Below are 17,241 nucleotides of genomic sequence, written 5' to 3'. Positions count from 1 at the left end.
TGATCAACGACTCGTCGTCAAGGTGGGTGGCGGCGGAAACTCTGCCCTTATAAATGCGGATCGGCGAAATCCGATGACAGCCCGAGTGCGATCTTCGATCAGATTAAGGGCGAGAAGCTGCTCTCATGAATCCCGGGTGAGCAGCTGCAAGGCCGTATCGCGCGTATCGAGAACCAGCTGGCGGGAAGTTCGTTCGGCTTCCGATGCATCGCCCGAAAGGATCGCCTTTACGAGCTTGCTCCAGTTGGCGCTGGACTGCCGGCGGCGTTCAGGCGTGGAGAGGCTGAGGCGCGTGTATCGCGCGGTCTGACGGCCGAACGACAGGATAAGATCGGCAAGCCGGCGGCTGCCGGCGTGTCGAACGCAGAATTCGCTGATGGCCAAACTCGCCCGTGCATAAGCGTCGCCATCCTTGAGGGCGCGTTGCAGTGCCTCGAGCAGTCGCTCCAGCTCCGCCGTCTTGTCAGTGGGCAATGCTCCTGCCAGCCGATGGCATGCCAGTCCCATCAGGTGGGCGCGAATCTCGAAGATATCCTGCACTTCCTCGACGGAGAGGGCGGTCACCTGGGCGCCACGTTGCGGCAGGATCGTCACCAGCCCTTCGCGCTCTACCGCACGCAAAGCCTCCCGCACGGACGCCCGGCTGACGCCGAACGCGGCCGCCAGATCGACTTCCCGCAGCTTCTGCCCCGGCTTGAATTCGTTCTCGACGATGGCTTGACCAATTCGCACCGCGATCTGGGCGGGCAGGGTCGCATAGATGTCGTAGGTCTTCTGAGGAGGGCTCGCCATGGATTGGACTGCTTTATCGGGATTTTTTGCTTGCTTCCACTAACTCCATGTGGAATGTCCGACGTTAATAATGTCGACATTATACAGGAGGAAGTGACCATGAAGGAGTTCCAACTTGAGGAGGTCATTTCCCGCGCTGCGTGGCTGGGACGCGATATCCAAACTGGCGACGAGTGGATCTACCGGCTGAGCGACCTCGAGATCGCCGAGATCGATGCCGCGCTTCGCCATCTGCAATCGACCGGACAGCAGATTCCCGACGTTGGCAAAGAGCATTTCCCGCTCAAGCGCTTCGCGCGCACGCTTCGACTGTTGCAGACGGAGATCGAGAACGGGCTGGGCATCATGCTGATCCGCGGCCTGCCGCGCGACCGCTACAGTGCGGAGGAGATGGGGCTCATCTACTGGGGCATCGGCGCACATCTGGGCCGAGCGGTCGCGCAGAATGCCCAGGGCGACGTGCTGGGCCATGTTCGCGACCTCGGCCGCGACCAGTACAAGGACATGCATGCGCGCGGCTATCAGACCGCCTCTCTGTTGCCCTTCCATAACGATTCCTGCGACATCGTCGGCCTGTGCTGCCTGGAGACGGCCAAGAACGGGGGCCTTTCCGCGGTGGCCAGTTCCGTCTCGGTCTATAACGCGCTGCTGCGCTCGCGGCCCGACCTCGTCAAGGTGCTGACCCAACCCTTCTATGCGGATCGCCGCGGCGAGGAGTCGGAGGGCCAGAAGCCCTATTACGTCACGCCCATCTTCATCTGGCACAAAGGCCGGATGTTCAACCGTTTCAACCGTACCTTCATCGACTCGGCGCAGCGCTTCAATGAGGTGCCGCGTCTCACGCCGTTGCAGATCGAGGCGCTCGATGCGGTCGCGGAGCTCTGCAAGGACCCGACCTTCCGCCTCGACATGAAGCTGGAGCGCGGCGACATGCAGTTCGTGAACAACTACTGCGTGCTCCATTCGCGGACGGCCTACGAGGATCACCAGGAGGAAGAGCGGAAGCGGCACCTCCTGCGCCTGTGGCTGCGCACGCCGGCCTTCGAGGATTTTCCGTCGGCACTGCGCGACCGCTACCAGGATATGGACAAGTGGCGCGCAAACCCACGTGCTCCTTCTTACAATTTCGTCACGATGAAAGAGGTGACGACACACTGACCTGTCGTTGCTGTTGAACAAGACCAAGAAAATCCCGGAGGAAACATGCAACTGACGAGGCGCGCGCTGATCGCGGGCCTGGCGCTGCTGTTGTCATGCGGCAGCGCCATGGCTCAATACCCTGACAAGCCTGTGCGGCTGGTCGTACCGTTCCCACCCGGCGGCCCGACCGACGTTTTCGCCCGTGTGCTGTCGGCCGGACTGGCCGAGCAGCTTGGGCAGCAGGTCCTGATCGACAACAAGGCCGGTGCCGGCGGAACGGTCGGCACTGATCTCGTGGCAAAGGCGAAGCCGGACGGTTACACGCTGCTGTTCGGCACGGCCGCGACCCACGGCATCAACATCTCCCTCTACAAGACCCTGCCTTACGATCCCTTGAAGGACTTCGAGCTGATCGCGCTCACCGGGCTCGTGCCGATGGTCCTTCTGGTGCCACCGGATCAGCCGCGCGTGCTGAAGGAGCTGATCGCGAAGTTGAAGTCGGAACCGGGCAAGGCAACCTACGCCTCCTCGGGCAACGGCACGACCAATCACCTCGCGGGTGAACTCTTCAAGAGCCGCGCCGGCATCGACGCGGTGCACGTACCCTACCGTGGTTCGGGGCCGGCGCTGCAGGACCTCATGGGGGGCCGCGTCACCTTCATGTTCGATTCCTTCGGCACGTCGCTCGAACAGATCAAGGCCGGCAAGCTTTATGCCGTGGCGATCATGGCGGACAAGCGCAGCCAGGCGCGGCCCGACGTGCCGACCACGGCCGAAGCGGGCCTCCGCGATTTCGTCGGCGGGACATGGAACGTGGTCGCCGCGCCCGCCGGGACGCCCAAGGAGATCGTCGATCGGCTGAACGTGGCGATCAACAAGGCTCTTGCCAGCGAGACCGTGGCGGATCGATTGCGGCAACTTGGCATCGAGGCGGTCACGGATTCCACGCCGGCGAGCACGCGCGCGTTCGTTTCCGCCGAGATCGTGAAATGGCGCGAAGTCATACGCGCAGCTGGAGCGAAGGTCGACTGATATGCGTCTTGTGAAGGCAGCGATTGCCGGAAGTATCGCCCTGTTCCTGTGCGCTGGAACTGCTCTTGCCCAGTATCCCGAGAAGCCGTTGCGCCTGGTGGTGCCTTTCCCGCCCGGTGGTCCGACCGATCTCATCGCGCGTGTCGTGGCGGTCGGCATGGCGGCCGATCTCGGCCAGCAGGTGATCATCGACAACAAGGGCGGGGCCGGCGGCAATGTCGGCACGGACCTCGTGGCCAAGGCGAAACCGGACGGCTACACGCTGCTGTTCGGAACGGCGGCAACGCACGGCATCAACATCTCCCTCTACACCAGCCTGCCCTATCACCCCGTGAAGGATTTCGAGGCGATCGCGCTGGTCGGGCTTGCGCCCATGGCGCTGCTGGTGCCGCAAGGGCAGTCGCGCACGCTCAAGGAACTGATCTCCAAGTTGAAGGCAGAGCCCGGCAAGGGGAGCTATCCCTCCTCGGGCAACGGCACCACCAATCATTTGGCCGGCGAGCTGTTCAAGACTCGCGCCGAAGTCGATGTGCTGCATGTTCCCTACCGTGGCACGGGACCGGCCCTGCAGGATCTGCTGGCGGGTCGCCACGCCTTCATGTTCGGCACGCTGGGGCCGGTCATGGAGAACATCAGAGCAGGGCAGCTTGTGCCTCTCGGGCTCATGGCTGAGAAGCGCAGCGGCGTGCTGCCGGAGATTCCCACCATGAAAGAAGCTGGACTTCCCGACTTTGTCGGTGGCACCTGGAATGTCGTGGCCGCACCGGCCGGCACGCCCCGCGAGATCGTCGAGCGGCTGAACAAAGCCATCTACAAGGCGCTCGCCGATCAGAACCTGGCCGAACGACTGCAAGCCCTCAATGTAGAGGCGAGCGAGCCGCTCACACCGGCAGCCACGAAGGCCTTCATCGAAGCCGAGATTGTAAAGTGGCGCGAGGTCGTCGCTCTGGCGGGGGCCAAGGTCGACTAGGTGCGTATGTCAGTCGCCTTGCCTCAGCCGAGCCAGGATTCCTATGTCGAAACCCCGAAGAACAGGTTCGGGAAGTAGAGCGCGATGTCGGGTATCAGGATGATGATGAGCACGCCGACGAACGTGACGAGCACGTAGGGAATGACCGACCAGTAGATGTCGCTCATCGTGACGTCGGGTGGCGCCACCGCCTTGAGGTAGAAGAGGTTGAAGCCGAAGGGCGGCGTCATGTAGCCGATCTCCATCATGATGATGAAGATGACGCCGAACCAGATCGGGTCCCAGCCGAACGACTGTACGACAGGCAGGAACACCGGCAGCGTGATCAGCATGATGCCGACCGGATCCAGCACCATGCCGAGCAGCAGCAGCACAAGCAGCATGAAGGCGAGCGATCCCCACTTGCCGCCCGGGATGAGCGACATCAGGTGGTTCATGAGCTCGTTTGCGCCGAGCGTCGTGTAGGCCGTCGAGAAGGCGTGCGCGGCGAACAGGATCCACATGATGAGGGCCGTGAGTCGCAGCGTCTGCATCGCGGCGTCGGTCAGCACGGGGATCGACAGCTTGCGGTGGATCGCCGACGCGATCAGGGCGCCGAAGACGCCGATGGCGGCGGCCTCGGTGGGCGTCGCGAAGCCGCCGAAGATTGCGCCCAGTACCAGGAAGACGATCATCAGCGGCAGGAACACCGCCTTCAGCGTGCGGAGTTTCAGGGCCCAGTCGCCGCGCTCCTCGGGCGGGATTGTCGGCGCCAGAGAGGGCTGCAGCCACGCCCGCACGCCGATATAGATCGACACCAGGACGAACAGCAGGATGCCCGGCCCAATGCCGGACGCGAACAGGCGGCCGACCGACACTTCGGTCAGCAGCGCATAGAGGACCATAAGGATCGAAGGCGGAATGAGGATGCCCCAGCCACCGCCGCAATTGATGGCCCCCACGGCAAGGCGCTTGTCGTAGCCGCGCTCCAACATGCGCGGCAGCGCAATCGTTCCCATGGTCACGACCGCGGCGCCGCTGATGCCGCTCATGGCGGCGAAGATCGCGCAGATCGCAACCGTGCCGATCGCCAGGCCGCCGCGCATCCCACCGAACCAGACATGCATCATGCGGTAGAGGTCCTGTGCGACCCCGGATTTCTCCAGGAGCATGGCCATATAGACGTACATCGGGATGGCGATCAGCGTGAAGCTCATCATCGAGTCCCAGAACTTGGACGCGACGATGTAGAAGCCCACCGATCCCATCGTGAAGTACAGGAAGATCACGGAGATGCCGCCGAGCGTGAAGACCAGCGGCGTGCCGATGAACAGGAAGACCAGCAGAGAGCCGAAGAAGAGGAGCGTTACGAGTTCGACAGACAAGGTGGTCATCCGTTCAGTGGGAAGGTTCGTCGGTGGCTTGCTTGCCGAAGATGGCGGGATCGTTCTCGAGACCCATTACGGTGCGGATGTCCGAGGCGATCCTGACGAGGCCCTGGAGGAGGAGCAGGACTCCGGCGATCGGGATCGCGACCTTCGCCGGCCAGATCCAGGGGTTCCAGATGCTATTGGAAGTCTCGAGGCTCTCCGCCGACTCCCAAGCCATGTCGGCGCTCTGCCAGATCAGGACGCCGAGGAAGAGGAAGAAGAGGATCGAGGTCGCGAGGTCGACCTTCGCCTTGGTGGCACGCCGGAACCGGCCGTAGAGGATGTCGACGTTGACGTGCGCGCGCTCGACGAGGAGATAGCCGCCGCAGATCACCGCGTAGACGCCGAAGATCAACTGCGCAAACTCGGCCGTCCAGATCGCGGCACTCCCCACGATATAACGCATGATGACGTCCGCCATCAGCAGGAGGAACATCGGCGCGATCAGCCAAGCGGCCACGCGCGCAATCGCGATGTTGAGGCGGGTGATCGCCCCGGCGATCCTGGTCATTCGTCACCTTTGGCTGGCAGTTCGGGCGCGACGGCGCGGAAGTGCCGTCGTGCTGACAGACCGTTGATGTGCAGGGCAAGAAGCCCCGCAACCGGCAGGCCGCTCAGACGTACCCGAGATCGGTCATCAGCTTGGTGAGTGCCTGGGCACCCTTTGCCGAAATGTCGCCCTTGGCCGCTTCCTTCTTCAGGATCGCCGCCGATGCATCGGCGAATTTTTTCAGAACATCGTCGGGAAAGCGCAGGACCTCGACGTTCATTTTCGCCTTGCCGGTATTGAGGGCGATCGCCTCTTGCTGCAGGTACTCGACCGACCGCAGGAAGTAGCGCTCTTCGAGAAGCGACATGAACTGCAGCTTCAGGTCGGGCGGGAGCTTGTCGAGCGCGGCCGTGTTCACGATCCACGCGTCGTTTGTGATGCCGAGCGCCGGCTTCATGTGGAAGCGCGCGACCTCCCAGAACTTCATCGACAGGGCGCCGATCGCCGCCCCCCAGTGTGCGCCGTCGACCACGCCGGTCGAGATGGCCTGGTAGATTTCCGGCCCTGCGATCTGCTGTGGCGAGGCGCCTGCTGCGGCGAGATATTCGAGCATGGTTCCGGCCGACCGGATCTTGAGCGAGCCCAGGTCGGCCGCCGACTCGATCTTCTTCCGCAGCACCACTTCTGTCGGGTATGCCTTCTCACCCTTGATCAGTACGCCCTTGGGCCGCAGCTCGTCGTTCACCATCTTCTCGATTCCGAGGTTCTTGGTGAGCTGCATCATCTCCCAGGTTTCGCGCAGCGTGCCGGGTACGCCGTAGAAGATACCCATCGCCTGCGCTTCGCCCAGAATGTAGGCCGGCGAGATCGTCCCCATGGGAACAACGCCACGACGCACGACATTATAGATCTCACGGTCCTTGGCGATCTCGCCGGCGCCGAACAGTTCGAGTTTGAAGCGGCCGTCTGTACGGGTCTCGAGTTGCTTCGCGAGGACGCCGAGACTGTCGTTGAAGGAGCCAGATGCCTTGGGCCAGTGCGATTGCACCTTCCAGGTCACCTTCTGCTGCGCGAGCGCGCTTCCCATGATCGCAGGGGCTGCGATGGTGGTCGCAGAGCCGACGATGATCGAGCGGCGAAGTACAACTTTCCGAGAATCGGTCACGCTTCATTCCTCCATTGTTGTCTTTTCTTTGATTGAATCGTGATGACCTAGCGGGCCAATCATGGCGACAACATGACGATGTTGCCTGTGCGATTCGCGTCGGCGTTCGTCATTCTTCACATCTAAAGTTGAGAAGCCGTTCCGCAATGCCCGCATTGGAGGCGGCATTCGAAGGCGCGTGTACTTCACAAGCGCTGGAGATCGCGAGGCTCCGGATTCAATCGGGGCCGTCGTTGGTAACGTCAGCGATGCAGGGGCTCAACGCACGCCAGGACGCGATGGGCATCGCTCTTCGTCAATCGGCTCGCCTGCGGACCATGGGCCAACGACGACGCAGTCATCGGGCGAGTCGCTTTGGCTTTCATGTTCTTTCTAATGGCCGGCAACTGGGATATCCCGAATGCGGAGGAGCTGCCTCGCGTGCACTGACAAGTCTCGGCGCGCGAGAAACGCTCACGCGGTTTTGCCAACGGGAATGCAAATGGCCAATGTGACGACGCGAAGCGAGCAGGCATGTTTCGGTGGGACGATCGGGTTCTACAGCCACGCCTCGACGGAGATCGGCGGCGAGATGAAGTTCTCGGTCTTCGTGCCGCCGAATGCCCCGGCGCGTCCGCGTCCGGCGCTCTATTTCCTGGCAGGCCTCACCTGCACGGAAGAGACGTTCATGATCAAGGCGAACGCTTTGCGTCATGCCGCCGAACTCGGGCTCGTGCTCGTGACGCCGGACACCAGCCCGCGCGGCCTTGGCCTGCCGGGCGAGGACGACGATTGGGATTTCGGTACGGGGGCCGGCTTCTATCTCGACGCGGAAGCAGAGCCGTGGCGGCGGAACTATCGCATGTATTCCTATGTGACGCGGGAGCTTCCGGCGCTCGTCGAAGCCAGCTTCCCGGTCGATGCGGCGCGGCGCGGCGTTTTCGGCCATTCGATGGGCGGACATGGGGCGCTGGTGATCGCGCTCAGGAATCCGCAGGCCTATCTGTCGGCTTCGGCGTTCGCGCCGATCTGCAACCCCGTCGACGTACCGTGGGGCGAGAAGGCGTTCGGCAACTATCTCGGCGCGGATCGTTCGCGCTGGGCGGAGTGGGATGCCAGTGAGCTGCTGAAGCGGGGGAGCCGCTTTCCGAGTTCTCTTCTCGTCGATCAGGGGCTGGAGGACCAGTTTCTCGCGACGCAGCTTCGGCCCGATTCCCTCGAAGCGGCTGCGGCAAGCTCAGGCCAGGAGCTGGTCCTGCGGCGACACGAACGCTACGACCACTCGTACTGGTTCATCCAGAGCTTCATCGAGGACCATCTCAAATGGCACGCAGACAGACTCTGCGTGTGAGCGACTACACCGCCGCTACTGCGGCGACAGCCTCACCGCCGTCATGTAGCGCGTCCGGTAGTAGTCGGCGTCCAGGTTCGTCACCATGACGGGCGAGCCGCTATGGGTGGCGTGAACGAACTGGTTGTTGCCGGCATAGATTCCGATGTGGGTGAAGGTGCCGCGGTGGCCGAAGAGGACGAGGTCTCCCCGCTTGAGGTCGCCGCGTGCGACGGGCGTGCCCTGGCGCACCATGTCGTGCGGCATGCGCGGGATCCTGTGTCCGAAGACCGCGCCATAGAGGTAGTAGACAAAGCCGCTGCAGTCGAAGCCTGTCTTCGGCGAGGTGCCGCCATAGCGATAGGGCGTGCCCAGGTAGTTCATGGCGCGCGAAACCAGGCGGTCGCCCCACTCATGTCCGACGCCGGGCGCCGGGACTGAGGCAGCGGGAGGGACGGCATACGACGCCTTGGTCGCGGCGGGCGCTGCCTGGCCGAATCCGGAGAACGCAGCATTTTCCTGCTGCCATTTGGCATTGAGCTGGTCGGCCATTTGGTCGGTCGGATCGGCCTTGGCGACTGGCTTCATTTTGGACTTCGCAGGCGCCTTGACCTGGGCGCTTGCGGGAGACAGGACGCCGATCGCCCCGAACAGGGCCAGAGTGGCCAGAACCGTGACTGAGTAGACTGTCGTCTTGAGGATTGCTTGTACGTTTGAGGAGGTGCCGCGCCCGTTTCTCAAAGCCATGAACTCAATTCCCCTTCAAACCAGTGACAGGTGGCCGGTAGCCTGACCCCATACTGGCGGAGGGTGACGTTCCCGTCCAACAAATGTTGCAAATTTGCCACAATGGTCGCCGTCGGGAGGCCGGGGCAGCGGGTCGGTGGTAGGCCCGGCAGGATTCGAACCTGCGACATAACCGTTATGAGCGGCTCGTTCTAACCGCTGAACTACGGGCCCCCAGCGCCCCGGCGGGGCCGGGGCGGCCCTTTTAGCCCATTCCGGGGCTTATTCCATAGGCGGGACGAACATGTAGCCGGTGCCGCGCACGGTGCGGATGACTGTCGGCTTGTTCGGGGCCGGTTCGATCTTGCGGCGGATCCGGGTGATGCGCAGGTCGATCGCCCGGTCGAAGGGGTCGCGGCTGCGGTGGCTCGTGGTCTCGAGCAGCCAGTCGCGCGACAGTGGCCGGTTGGGGTTTTCGGCGAAGGTCTTCAGGATGTCGAACTCGCCGGAGGTCAGCGGGACGTCCTGGTTGGCCTCGTCGAAGAGGGCGCGTCGCGTCAGGTCGAGCGTGTGGCGGCCCATGCGAACCCGTTCGAGCCGTGCCGGTGTTGCCTTGTTGGCCGAGCGGCGCAACACGCTCTTGCATCGTGCAAGAAGTTCACGCGGCTCGTACGGCTTGGCGACATAGTCGTCGGCGCCGCTCTCCAGCCCCTGGACCTTGTCGCCCGAATCTCCCGACGCCGTCAGCATGATGATGCCGACCCGCGTGTTGCTTTCGCGCAGCCAGCGGGCCAGCGAAAAGCCGTCCTCCTGACCGGGCAGCTGCACGTCGAGCAGCACGAGGTCGGGCATGGCCCGCGAGATCTGGCGGCGCATCTGCGCGCCATTCTCCACGGCGATCACCTTGAGATCATGGTTCGTCAGATAGGTCTCGGCGGCCTTACGCTGAAATGCGTCGTCCTCGACCAGCAAAACCGACGGCTGCTGCATAATTGAATCCAAAATATACACTCACGAATGACGTCAAAATACCACGATTATTCAAGGAATTATAGCCGATTATTAATATTTTTGATAAGCTTGGAACCGCATCCCAGCCGCCGGAGCCCATGGCCTCATTCTTCTTTGCCCCGCGCCCGGCGGTCGAAACCGCCGCGTCGCCGGCGGGGGACGCCGATCTGGCCCATCAGGAAGCCTTCGTCCGGGCCGAGCTGATCCGGCGCCTATTCGATGGCTCGGCGCAGTCACGCTATTTTTCGCTCGTCCTGTGGCCGGTGATTGCGGCGATCTACTGGCGGGAGGCCGATCTCTGGCAGTTGGCTGGACCGTTTGCCGCCCATCTTGCCGTGACGGCCGCCTTCGACGTGTTGCGCCACAGGTTCAACCAGGTCCGGGCAAACGACGACGAAGTCGCGCGATGGGGGTGGTGGTTCGCGGGCCTTTCGTTCCTGGCTGGCGCCTGCTGGGGCTGGGCGGGGTTCCTGCTCGCCGTGCAGCCCTACGAATTGCCGCGCATGCTGCTGGGGCTGGTCCTGCTGGCCACCATCACGACGGCGGTGCCTATCCGGTCGGCCCATCCGCCGACCTACTACGCCTTTGCGGTCGCCACGACGGCGCCGCTGCTGCTCGTGCTGCTGATCTCGGCCGATCCGTTCTACCAGCTCGTCGGCATCGCCGGCGGCGCCTATGTCGGCCACCTGATGGCCTATGTCCGCGATGTGCACCGCTGGCAGTACGACAACATCGCGCTCGCCTACCAGAAGGAGGAACTCGCCCGCCGCCTGCAGGTCGCCTACGACGAGGCACGCACCGCGCGCGATGCCGCCCTCGTTGCGCAACGCGAGGCGGAGGAGGCCAACCAGGCGAAGTCGACCTTCCTCGCCATGGTCAGCCACGAGGTCCGCACGCCCATGAACGGCGTGCTGGGAATGATCGACGTGCTGGAACGCACGCAGCTCTCGGCGGAGCAGCTTGGAGCGCTGAGTACGGTGCGCTACTCGGCGTCCTCGCTGCTCAGGATCATCGACGACATTCTCGACTTCTCGAAGATCGAGGCAGGCCGTCTCGATCTCGAACGGCTCGAGCTTTCCACGGGCGAGCTGATCGAAGGGGCTGTCGAAACGCTGGCGCCGCAAGCCGCTGCCAAAGGACTGGTGCTCTCGGCTTCTGTTTCGGCCGGCGTGCCCGAGCGCGTGGTCGGCGATCCGGTTCGCCTGCGGCAGATCCTGTTCAATCTGCTGGGCAACGCCATCAAGTTCACCGAAAAGGGTTCCGTACGGCTCGTGCTGGAGCCGGGGCCGGCCAGCGACGATCCGGACGCGGTGACGCTCTGCATGCGCGTCTCCGATACGGGCATCGGGTTGACGCCTGACCAGCAGAGCCGCTTGTTCCAGCCCTTCGTGCAGGCCGACAGTTCGACGACGCGGCGCTTCGGCGGCACCGGCCTCGGCCTGTCCATCGTGCGGCGCCTGGCCGAAGCGATGCAGGGGACCGTCGACTTGCAAAGCCAGGCCGGTGTCGGCTCGACCTTTACGGTGACGGTACGCCTGGAAGCGGCGTCGGCTGCAGCTTCGGCCATTCCGTTGCCCTCGCAAGCACTGCCGCCGCCCACGGCTGGCCGATTCGATGGTCGCGTCCTGGTGGTCGACGACAATGCCGTCAACCGCAAGATCCTCGCCCGGCAGCTCGACCTGGCGGGAGCCGTGACCGATGTCGCGGCCAGTGGCGAAGAGGCGTTGCGGCTCTGGCGCTGGGGCAGCTACGCGCTCGTGCTGGCCGACCTGCAGATGCCGTCCATGGATGGCTTCGATCTGGCGCGGCGCATCCGCGCTGTCGAGGCCGGCGAAGGGCGAGGCCGCACGCCCATCCTCGCGATGACGGCGAGCACGCTCGAAGACGAGGAGCGGCGCAGCCGCGCAGCCGGCATGGACGGCTTCATTACCAAGCCCATGAGTATCGACCAGCTGCGCGCCACGCTCGACCTATGGCTTGCGCCCGCGGCGGCGGACCGAGCGGCATGACCGAAGCCTACGACCGCGCGAGGCTGGCCGAGCTGTTCGGCGACGATCCCGGCGTGCTGGCCGAGGTCGAGCGCGACTTCCTCGATACCGCGCGCGGCGCCGAACGCGAGATGCGGGGTACCGACGATCTCGGCGCGATCGCCAGGGCGGCCCACCGGCTGAAGGGGGCTTCCGGCATGATCGGGGCAGCGGGGCTTGGCCGGATTGCCGAGGCCGTCGAGTGCGCAGCCAAAGCCTGCGATCTGCCCGGCGTGCGCCGGCTGCACGACCGGATCAGTTTGGAAGTGCAGCGGGTCGCAGACCAGGTACGCGCGCTAAGCTAGCTGCGCGGACGCAGCAGCATTGTCGCCGAGTAGGAAAGCAGCGCCCGGCCGTTCTGTTCGAGCAGGCCGCGCAGGAAGGCGATCGACTTGCCGCGGCGCGGGATTTCCACGCGCGTGGTGATCGGTGTCGTCGGATCGCCCGCCGACAGGAATTCGGCGGCGAAGGAAACCGTCGACGGCGCCATGCCGGTGATCAGCGAAGCGGCGCGGGTGATGGCGGTGTCGGCGAAGCTCATCATGTAGCCACCGTGCAATGCGCCGCCGGAGTTGCACATGTGCAGGCTGGTCGGCTGGACCAGCGAAACGTCATCCCCGTCCTGCCGCACATAGACCGGACCGATGCCGCGCGAATAGGCGCTGGCCTTGTCGAACAGCTCGAAGCCCGCGGGCATGACCTGCTCGACCGACTTGGCCTCGATGTGGCGCGGTGCGTTCTCATCCTTGCGTGCCATCGCCTTGGCGCGCGCCACGTGGCGGCACACGCCCGACCACAGGGCCACGGTCCGGCCTTCCTGCGTGATGCGGCCGCGGGCGAAGGCAAGGCGTCCCGTCACCTGCAGGGGCTCGCCGCGCGCCTCCAGTGGTGGGCCGATCTTGGCGGCGTCGACGAACTCGCAGGCGATGCTCACCGTCAGCGCGAAGGAGCTGTTGGTGCCACCGTCAGCAGCGCGGCCGGCAACGAGGCAGAGCGCATAGTCGGCAAGGGTGAGAAGCACGCCGCCATGGACGCCGCCGGCGTAGTTCGCATGCGCGGCATGGGTCGGCAGTACGCAATGCACGGCATCGGCCGCACGTGCATCGGCGCCGATGTGAAAGAAGAACGGGCCGACGCGATCCTCGAACGGGTCGGGCGGCACGAAGACCGAGTAGCGGGAGAGGTCGAGGCCCCAGCTGGCGAGATCGGGGACGGTGTAAGTGGCGGTGTCGGGCACGGGCTGGGACCTAGGCTGTTGGCTCTTGTGGTGAGTTCTTGCGGGGCTCTAATAGGAGAATCAACCCCATCTGGAAAGCCACGGAGCGAAACTCATGTCGTCAGTCGCGCACAAGGTCGAGATCAGACGGGAGAAGTGCGAGACGGGCTTCGTGGCTCATGTCGTGTTCGACAATTCGCGGCGCCTGAATGTCGTCAATCCGGCGGGGCTGCGGGACCTCATCGCGGCCTTCCACACGCTCTCGCAGGAAGCCGAGCTGCGCGCCGTCGTCTTTTCCGGCGCAGGCGGCAAGGCCTTCATCGGCGGCGCCGACATCAACCATATGGCCGGCATGAAGACCTCGGAAGACGGCCGCGCCTTCATCACCCTGATCCACAAACTCTGCCAGGCGATCCGCGACTGCCCGGTGCCGGTGATCTGCAAGCTCGAAGGCTACACTTTGGGCGGCGGTCTCGAAGTGGCGGCGGCCTGCGACATCCGCATTTCGACGGACACGGCGCATTTTGGCATGCCCGAGGTCAAGGTCGGCATTCCGTCGGTGGTCGAGGCTGCGCTCCTGCCGCGCCTGATCGGCTGGGGTCGCACCTCGTGGCTGCTGCTCACCGGCGAGAACATCGACGCCGCCAAGGCCGAAGCCTGGGGCCTGGTCGAGATCGTGGTGCCGGCGGCGAAGATCGACGCGGCCATCGAGCATTGCGTGCACTCGATTGCACAGGAGGCGACGCCGCTCGCGGTGCGGGCGCAGAAGCGTCTGATGCGGCGCTGGGAACGGCTGCCGCTCGACGAGGCGGTGCAGGCCGGTATCGATGCCTTTGCCCAGTCGGTCGCCGAGGGCGAGCATATCGAGCGCATGGGCGCGTTCATCAATCGCAAGAAGAAGTAACGACAGCAGTCGATCGGCAACCGGAGGAATGAGGGCGAACATGGCGCAGAAGAAAACCGTTCGTGTCGGCTGTCATTCCGGCTTCTGGGGCGATACGGAAACGGCTGCGGTGCAGCTCGTACGGCACGGCAATGTCGATTATCTGGTCAGCGACTATCTCGCCGAAGTCACCATGTCGATCATGGCGGCCCAGAAGCTGCGCAATCCGCAGGCGGGCTATGCCACCGATTTCGTGACGGCCGTGATGGCGCCGCTGGCGCGCGAGATTGCCGAGAAGAAAATCAGGGTCGTGACCAATGCCGGCGGCGTGAACCCGCAGGCCTGTCGCGATGCCGTGCTGAAAGCCTGCGAGGCGGCGGGCGTGAAGCTCAAGGTCGCCATCGTGACCGGCGACGATATCCTGCCGAGGATCGAGGAGTTCCGCGCGGCCGGCGTGCGCGAGATGGACACCGGCGCGGAGCTGCCGGCGAAGATCGTCAGCATGAACGCCTATCTCGGTGGCTTCCCGATCGCCCGCGCGCTCGACGAGGGCGCCGACGTCGTGATCACCGGCCGTTGCGTCGATTCGGCGGTGACCTTGGGAGCCCTGATCCATGCCTTCGGCTGGGGCATGGACGATCACGACCGGCTGGCGGCCGGCACGCTGTGCGGCCACATCATCGAATGTGGTGCGCAGTGCAACGGCGGCAACTTCACCGATTGGCGGCTGGTGCCGGACTACGACAACATGGGCTTCCCGGTGGCCGAGGTCGAGGCCGACGGCACCTTCGTGTTGGGCAAGCCCGAGAACACGGGCGGCCTGATCTCGACGGCGACGGTCGCCGAACAGATGCTCTACGAGATCGGCGATCCGCGCGCCTACATCGTGCCCGACGTGGTATGCGACTTCACGGGTGCGACATACGAACAGGTCGGCAAGGATCGTGTGCGCGTCGCCGGCGCCAGGGGCCGGCCGGCGACCGATACTTACAAAGTTTCGACGACCTGGCCGGACGGCTTCAAGTTCAGCTCGATCTTCATGCTGGGCGGGCGCGAGGCCGCGGCCAAAGGGCGGCACAGCGCCGAGTCGATCATCAAGAAGACGCGCCGCCTGTTCGCCGAGAAGAACATGGCCGACTACCGCGATGTCAGCATCGAGGTGATCGGCAGCGAAGCGACCTACGGGCCGCATTCGCGCACCGCCGATGCGCGCGAGGTCGTGGTGAAGATCGCCGCCAAGCACGACCAGAAGGAAGCGCTGTCGCTGCTCGGCCGCGAGATCGCGCCGATGTCGACCGGCGGTGTCGTCGGCATGGCGGGCAGCTTCGGTGCGGGCCGCGTCTCGCCGTCGCCGGTGATCCGCATGTTCTCCTGCCTGGTGCCGAAGTCGATGGTGCCGGTGACGGTCGAGGTCGATGGCCGTGCCATCCCGATGCAGGAGGGAGCCCGCAGCGGTGGCTTCGCCGCCGCCTCTCTTCCGGCCGAGCGTCCGCCGGCGCCGGCGTTGCCAGCGGGCGATACGGCGACGGTCCCACTGATCGCGCTGGCCTATGGCCGTTCGGGCGACAAGGGCGACAACGCCAATATCGGCATCTTCGCTCGCAAGCCCGAATACGAACCCATCCTCGACTCCGAGGTAACGGAGGAGGCGGTGGCGAAGTACTTCGCCCATCGCATCAACGGCGAGGTGACGCGCTGGCGGCTGCCCGGCATCAAGGGCTTCAACTTCCTGCTGCGCCAGGCGCTGGGCGGCGGCGGCATGGCCTCGCTGAAGGCCGATCCATTGGCCAAGGCCTTCGCGCAGATGCTGCTCGACATGCCGGTGCGTGTGCCGGCCGATGTCGCGCGCGAGGTTGGAGCGGCGCAGAAGGCCGCGTGACGGATTTCGAGCTCACGACCTCCCGCCTCATCCTGCGCGATTTCACATTGGCAGATGAGGTGGCGTTCATCGCCTATCGCGCCGATCCGGCGGAAGGGCGGGAGCTGGTCGAGCGTTTCGCGGCATGGCGTCGAGCCGAGCCCAGGCTCAATTTCCAGGTCGCCATCTGCCGGCGCGATGCGGCCTCGACTTTGATCGGCTGTTGCGGCCTGCGTCGCGAAGGCTTTGCGGCCGGCGTCGCGGAATTCGGCCTCGAACTCGCGCCCGCGTGGCAAGGCCGCTATCGCTACGCCATCGAGGTCACCGAAGCGATGCTCGGCCATGGATTCAAGACGTTCGGCCTTCAGGAGATCGTGAGCAACACGACCGAGGCCAACGAGCGCGTCCATCGTCTCGCCCGCTGGTATGACGCCACCCTCGCCTCGTGGGGCGAAGGCAAGGTTCTCTGGCGCTTCAGCCGTGCATCATGGCGCGAGGCGATGCGCGCTGGCCGACCAGGAAGACGATCGCTCCAGCGAACATCGGGTTGATCACCTGGATCGTGTCCAGGACGACGATGCCGATCAGCCCGGCGATATAGGCCTTCACCGACAGCAGCAGAATGGCGTGCAGGATCACACCCGCCAGGACGGTGGCGAACACGGTCGACCAACCAAGCCGGTAGCGCACAAGCGCCACCCGGAATGCCCAGAGCGACAGCGGCAGGAACACGACGATCGCGGTCAGAACTCCGGGATTATAGGCGCCGTTGATCAGGCACGGCACGGCGTGGCCGAAGAAATTGACGAACGGAATAGAGAAGTAGCTGAGCGCCAGCGCAGGCCAACGTCGCCCCAGCAGTGCTGCCGCCGGCCCTGCCAGCCATACCGCAGCGACATTCACCGATGTGATGTAGGAGAGCGGCACCGGACAGGTCTCGGCATCCGGAAAGCCCAGCGTCGCGCACGTGAAGCCACGGAACGCATAGTGGGCGCCCTCGGCGTCGATGCCGTGTTCCTCGAACTGGTGGAGCAGATAAGCGAGGGTGCCGGCCCAGGTGAGCCAGACCAGATCCTGCCAGCGTGAAACGCTTCGGTCGCTGCGCAGGATGTCGGTGGTGAGGAGAAGTGCGAGCAGCAGAGCGGCGCCCAAACCCATGTAGGGCCAGACATGGTCGAAGGCGAACATCGCGGGAGCCCAACGTTGCGGCCGC

The 17,241-nt window shown here is 64.6% G+C and carries 17 protein-coding genes and 1 tRNA gene; 9 read left to right on the top strand and 9 right to left on the bottom strand.

Annotation, left to right across the window (positions count from 1 at the left end):
* Nucleotides 1-123: 123 nt before the first annotated feature.
* A complete protein-coding gene (locus BN60_RS17880) occupies nt 124-792 on the bottom strand; it encodes a GntR family transcriptional regulator (RefSeq protein WP_020697488.1) in 669 nt (222 codons plus the stop codon).
* Between the two features lie 99 nt (nt 793-891).
* On the opposite strand from BN60_RS17880, the gene BN60_RS17875 reads away from it, so the two are divergent.
* The 3 genes from BN60_RS17875 to BN60_RS17865 are packed head-to-tail and all read left to right on the top strand — an operon-like array spanning nt 892 to nt 3,934.
* Nucleotides 892-1,950: a TauD/TfdA family dioxygenase gene (locus BN60_RS17875; RefSeq protein WP_020697487.1), complete on the top strand. Its 1,059-nt coding sequence runs from the start codon at nt 892-894 to the stop codon at nt 1,948-1,950.
* Nucleotides 1,951-1,995: 45 nt separating this feature from the next.
* Entirely contained in the window at nt 1,996-2,964 is a 969-nt protein-coding gene (locus BN60_RS17870) for a Bug family tripartite tricarboxylate transporter substrate binding protein (RefSeq protein ID WP_020697486.1), read from the top strand.
* A gap of 1 nt (nt 2,965) precedes the next feature.
* The gene (locus BN60_RS17865) at nt 2,966-3,934 is read left to right on the top strand and encodes a Bug family tripartite tricarboxylate transporter substrate binding protein (RefSeq protein ID WP_020697485.1); all 969 of its coding nucleotides are present in this window, start codon (nt 2,966-2,968) and stop codon (nt 3,932-3,934) included.
* A 41-nt stretch (nt 3,935-3,975) separates the two neighbouring features.
* Here BN60_RS17865 and BN60_RS17860 read toward each other — a convergent pair whose 3' ends face one another.
* The 3 genes from BN60_RS17860 to dctP form a co-directional block, all read right to left on the bottom strand.
* Nucleotides 3,976-5,298 carry a TRAP transporter large permease gene (locus BN60_RS17860; protein WP_043286054.1) on the bottom strand — a complete coding sequence of 441 codons (1,323 nt, stop codon included), beginning with the start codon at nt 5,296-5,298 and terminating at the stop codon, nt 3,976-3,978.
* A 13-nt stretch (nt 5,299-5,311) separates the two neighbouring features.
* Nucleotides 5,312-5,854, bottom strand: a complete 543-nt coding sequence (locus BN60_RS17855) for a TRAP transporter small permease subunit (RefSeq protein ID WP_020697483.1) — start codon at nt 5,852-5,854, stop codon at nt 5,312-5,314.
* A 103-nt stretch (nt 5,855-5,957) separates the two neighbouring features.
* On the bottom strand, nt 5,958-6,998 hold the full coding sequence (dctP, locus tag BN60_RS17850) for a TRAP transporter substrate-binding protein DctP (protein ID WP_020697482.1): 1,041 nt from the start codon (nt 6,996-6,998) through the stop codon (nt 5,958-5,960).
* Between the two features lie 481 nt (nt 6,999-7,479).
* Between dctP and fghA the strand changes: the two genes are divergently transcribed.
* Nucleotides 7,480-8,328, top strand: coding sequence for an S-formylglutathione hydrolase (fghA, locus tag BN60_RS17845; RefSeq protein WP_020697481.1), 849 nt, complete (start codon nt 7,480-7,482; stop codon nt 8,326-8,328).
* A gap of 15 nt (nt 8,329-8,343) precedes the next feature.
* Here fghA and BN60_RS29115 read toward each other — a convergent pair whose 3' ends face one another.
* The 3 genes from BN60_RS29115 to BN60_RS17830 all read right to left on the bottom strand — a co-directional run bounded on the left by BN60_RS29115 (nt 8,344) and on the right by BN60_RS17830 (nt 10,023).
* A complete protein-coding gene (locus BN60_RS29115; protein WP_020697480.1) occupies nt 8,344-9,054 on the bottom strand; it encodes a C40 family peptidase in 711 nt (236 codons plus the stop codon).
* A 137-nt stretch (nt 9,055-9,191) separates the two neighbouring features.
* Nucleotides 9,192-9,267, bottom strand: a tRNA-Ile gene (locus tag BN60_RS17835).
* Between the two features lie 48 nt (nt 9,268-9,315).
* Entirely contained in the window at nt 9,316-10,023 is a 708-nt protein-coding gene (locus BN60_RS17830) for a response regulator (RefSeq protein ID WP_020697479.1), read from the bottom strand.
* A 119-nt stretch (nt 10,024-10,142) separates the two neighbouring features.
* On the opposite strand from BN60_RS17830, the gene BN60_RS17825 reads away from it, so the two are divergent.
* Nucleotides 10,143-12,053 carry an ATP-binding protein gene (locus BN60_RS17825; protein WP_020697478.1) on the top strand — a complete coding sequence of 637 codons (1,911 nt, stop codon included), beginning with the start codon at nt 10,143-10,145 and terminating at the stop codon, nt 12,051-12,053.
* Complete coding sequence (locus BN60_RS17820; protein ID WP_177324842.1) at nt 12,050-12,376, top strand: Hpt domain-containing protein; 327 nt, start codon at nt 12,050-12,052, stop codon at nt 12,374-12,376. The genes BN60_RS17825 and BN60_RS17820 overlap by 4 nt, the downstream gene beginning before the upstream one ends.
* Here BN60_RS17820 and BN60_RS29110 read toward each other — a convergent pair.
* On the bottom strand, nt 12,373-13,308 hold the full coding sequence (locus BN60_RS29110; RefSeq protein ID WP_020697476.1) for a PaaI family thioesterase: 936 nt from the start codon (nt 13,306-13,308) through the stop codon (nt 12,373-12,375). The genes BN60_RS17820 and BN60_RS29110 overlap by 4 nt on opposite strands.
* Nucleotides 13,309-13,402: 94 nt before the next feature.
* Between BN60_RS29110 and BN60_RS17805 the strand changes: the two genes are divergently transcribed.
* From BN60_RS17805 to BN60_RS17795, 3 genes are read left to right on the top strand one after another with little or no spacing between them, the layout of a single operon-like run.
* Complete coding sequence (locus BN60_RS17805; RefSeq protein ID WP_020697475.1) at nt 13,403-14,191, top strand: enoyl-CoA hydratase; 789 nt, start codon at nt 13,403-13,405, stop codon at nt 14,189-14,191.
* A 40-nt stretch (nt 14,192-14,231) separates the two neighbouring features.
* Nucleotides 14,232-16,049: an acyclic terpene utilization AtuA family protein gene (locus BN60_RS17800; protein ID WP_020697474.1), complete on the top strand. Its 1,818-nt coding sequence runs from the start codon at nt 14,232-14,234 to the stop codon at nt 16,047-16,049.
* Entirely contained in the window at nt 16,046-16,579 is a 534-nt protein-coding gene (locus tag BN60_RS17795; RefSeq protein WP_020697473.1) for a GNAT family N-acetyltransferase, read from the top strand. The genes BN60_RS17800 and BN60_RS17795 overlap by 4 nt, the downstream gene beginning before the upstream one ends.
* Here BN60_RS17795 and BN60_RS17790 read toward each other — a convergent pair.
* Entirely contained in the window at nt 16,503-17,216 is a 714-nt protein-coding gene (locus tag BN60_RS17790) for an HXXEE domain-containing protein (RefSeq protein WP_020697472.1), read from the bottom strand. The two genes, BN60_RS17795 and BN60_RS17790, sit on opposite strands and share 77 nt — an antisense overlap.
* Nucleotides 17,217-17,241 lie beyond the last annotated feature (25 nt).

Origin of the sequence: Reyranella massiliensis 521 (genome assembly GCF_000312425.1) — a bacterium.
In the GTDB taxonomy this organism is placed as follows: Bacteria; Pseudomonadota; Alphaproteobacteria; order Reyranellales; family Reyranellaceae; genus Reyranella; species Reyranella massiliensis.
The sequence above is the reverse complement of the archived record's forward strand: the minus strand, read 5'-3'. Positions and strand labels throughout refer to the sequence as shown.

What these genes read in the sequence shown, in the direction of transcription:
- BN60_RS17880 (WP_020697488.1), bottom strand. Translation starts at nt 792, where the DNA reads ATGGCGAGCCCTCCTCAGAAGACCTACGACATCTATGCGACCCTGCCC.
- BN60_RS17875 (WP_020697487.1), top strand. Translation starts at nt 892, where the DNA reads ATGAAGGAGTTCCAACTTGAGGAGGTCATTTCCCGCGCTGCGTGGCTG.
- BN60_RS17870 (WP_020697486.1), top strand. Translation starts at nt 1,996, where the DNA reads ATGCAACTGACGAGGCGCGCGCTGATCGCGGGCCTGGCGCTGCTGTTG.
- BN60_RS17865 (WP_020697485.1), top strand. Translation starts at nt 2,966, where the DNA reads ATGCGTCTTGTGAAGGCAGCGATTGCCGGAAGTATCGCCCTGTTCCTG.
- BN60_RS17855 (WP_020697483.1), bottom strand. Translation starts at nt 5,854, where the DNA reads ATGACCAGGATCGCCGGGGCGATCACCCGCCTCAACATCGCGATTGCG.
- fghA (WP_020697481.1), top strand. Translation starts at nt 7,480, where the DNA reads ATGGCCAATGTGACGACGCGAAGCGAGCAGGCATGTTTCGGTGGGACG.
- BN60_RS29115 (WP_020697480.1), bottom strand. Translation starts at nt 9,054, where the DNA reads ATGGCTTTGAGAAACGGGCGCGGCACCTCCTCAAACGTACAAGCAATC.
- BN60_RS17830 (WP_020697479.1), bottom strand. Translation starts at nt 10,023, where the DNA reads ATGCAGCAGCCGTCGGTTTTGCTGGTCGAGGACGACGCATTTCAGCGT.
- BN60_RS17825 (WP_020697478.1), top strand. Translation starts at nt 10,143, where the DNA reads ATGGCCTCATTCTTCTTTGCCCCGCGCCCGGCGGTCGAAACCGCCGCG.
- BN60_RS17820 (WP_177324842.1), top strand. Translation starts at nt 12,050, where the DNA reads ATGACCGAAGCCTACGACCGCGCGAGGCTGGCCGAGCTGTTCGGCGAC.
- BN60_RS17805 (WP_020697475.1), top strand. Translation starts at nt 13,403, where the DNA reads ATGTCGTCAGTCGCGCACAAGGTCGAGATCAGACGGGAGAAGTGCGAG.
- BN60_RS17800 (WP_020697474.1), top strand. Translation starts at nt 14,232, where the DNA reads ATGGCGCAGAAGAAAACCGTTCGTGTCGGCTGTCATTCCGGCTTCTGG.
- BN60_RS17790 (WP_020697472.1), bottom strand. Translation starts at nt 17,216, where the DNA reads ATGTTCGCCTTCGACCATGTCTGGCCCTACATGGGTTTGGGCGCCGCT.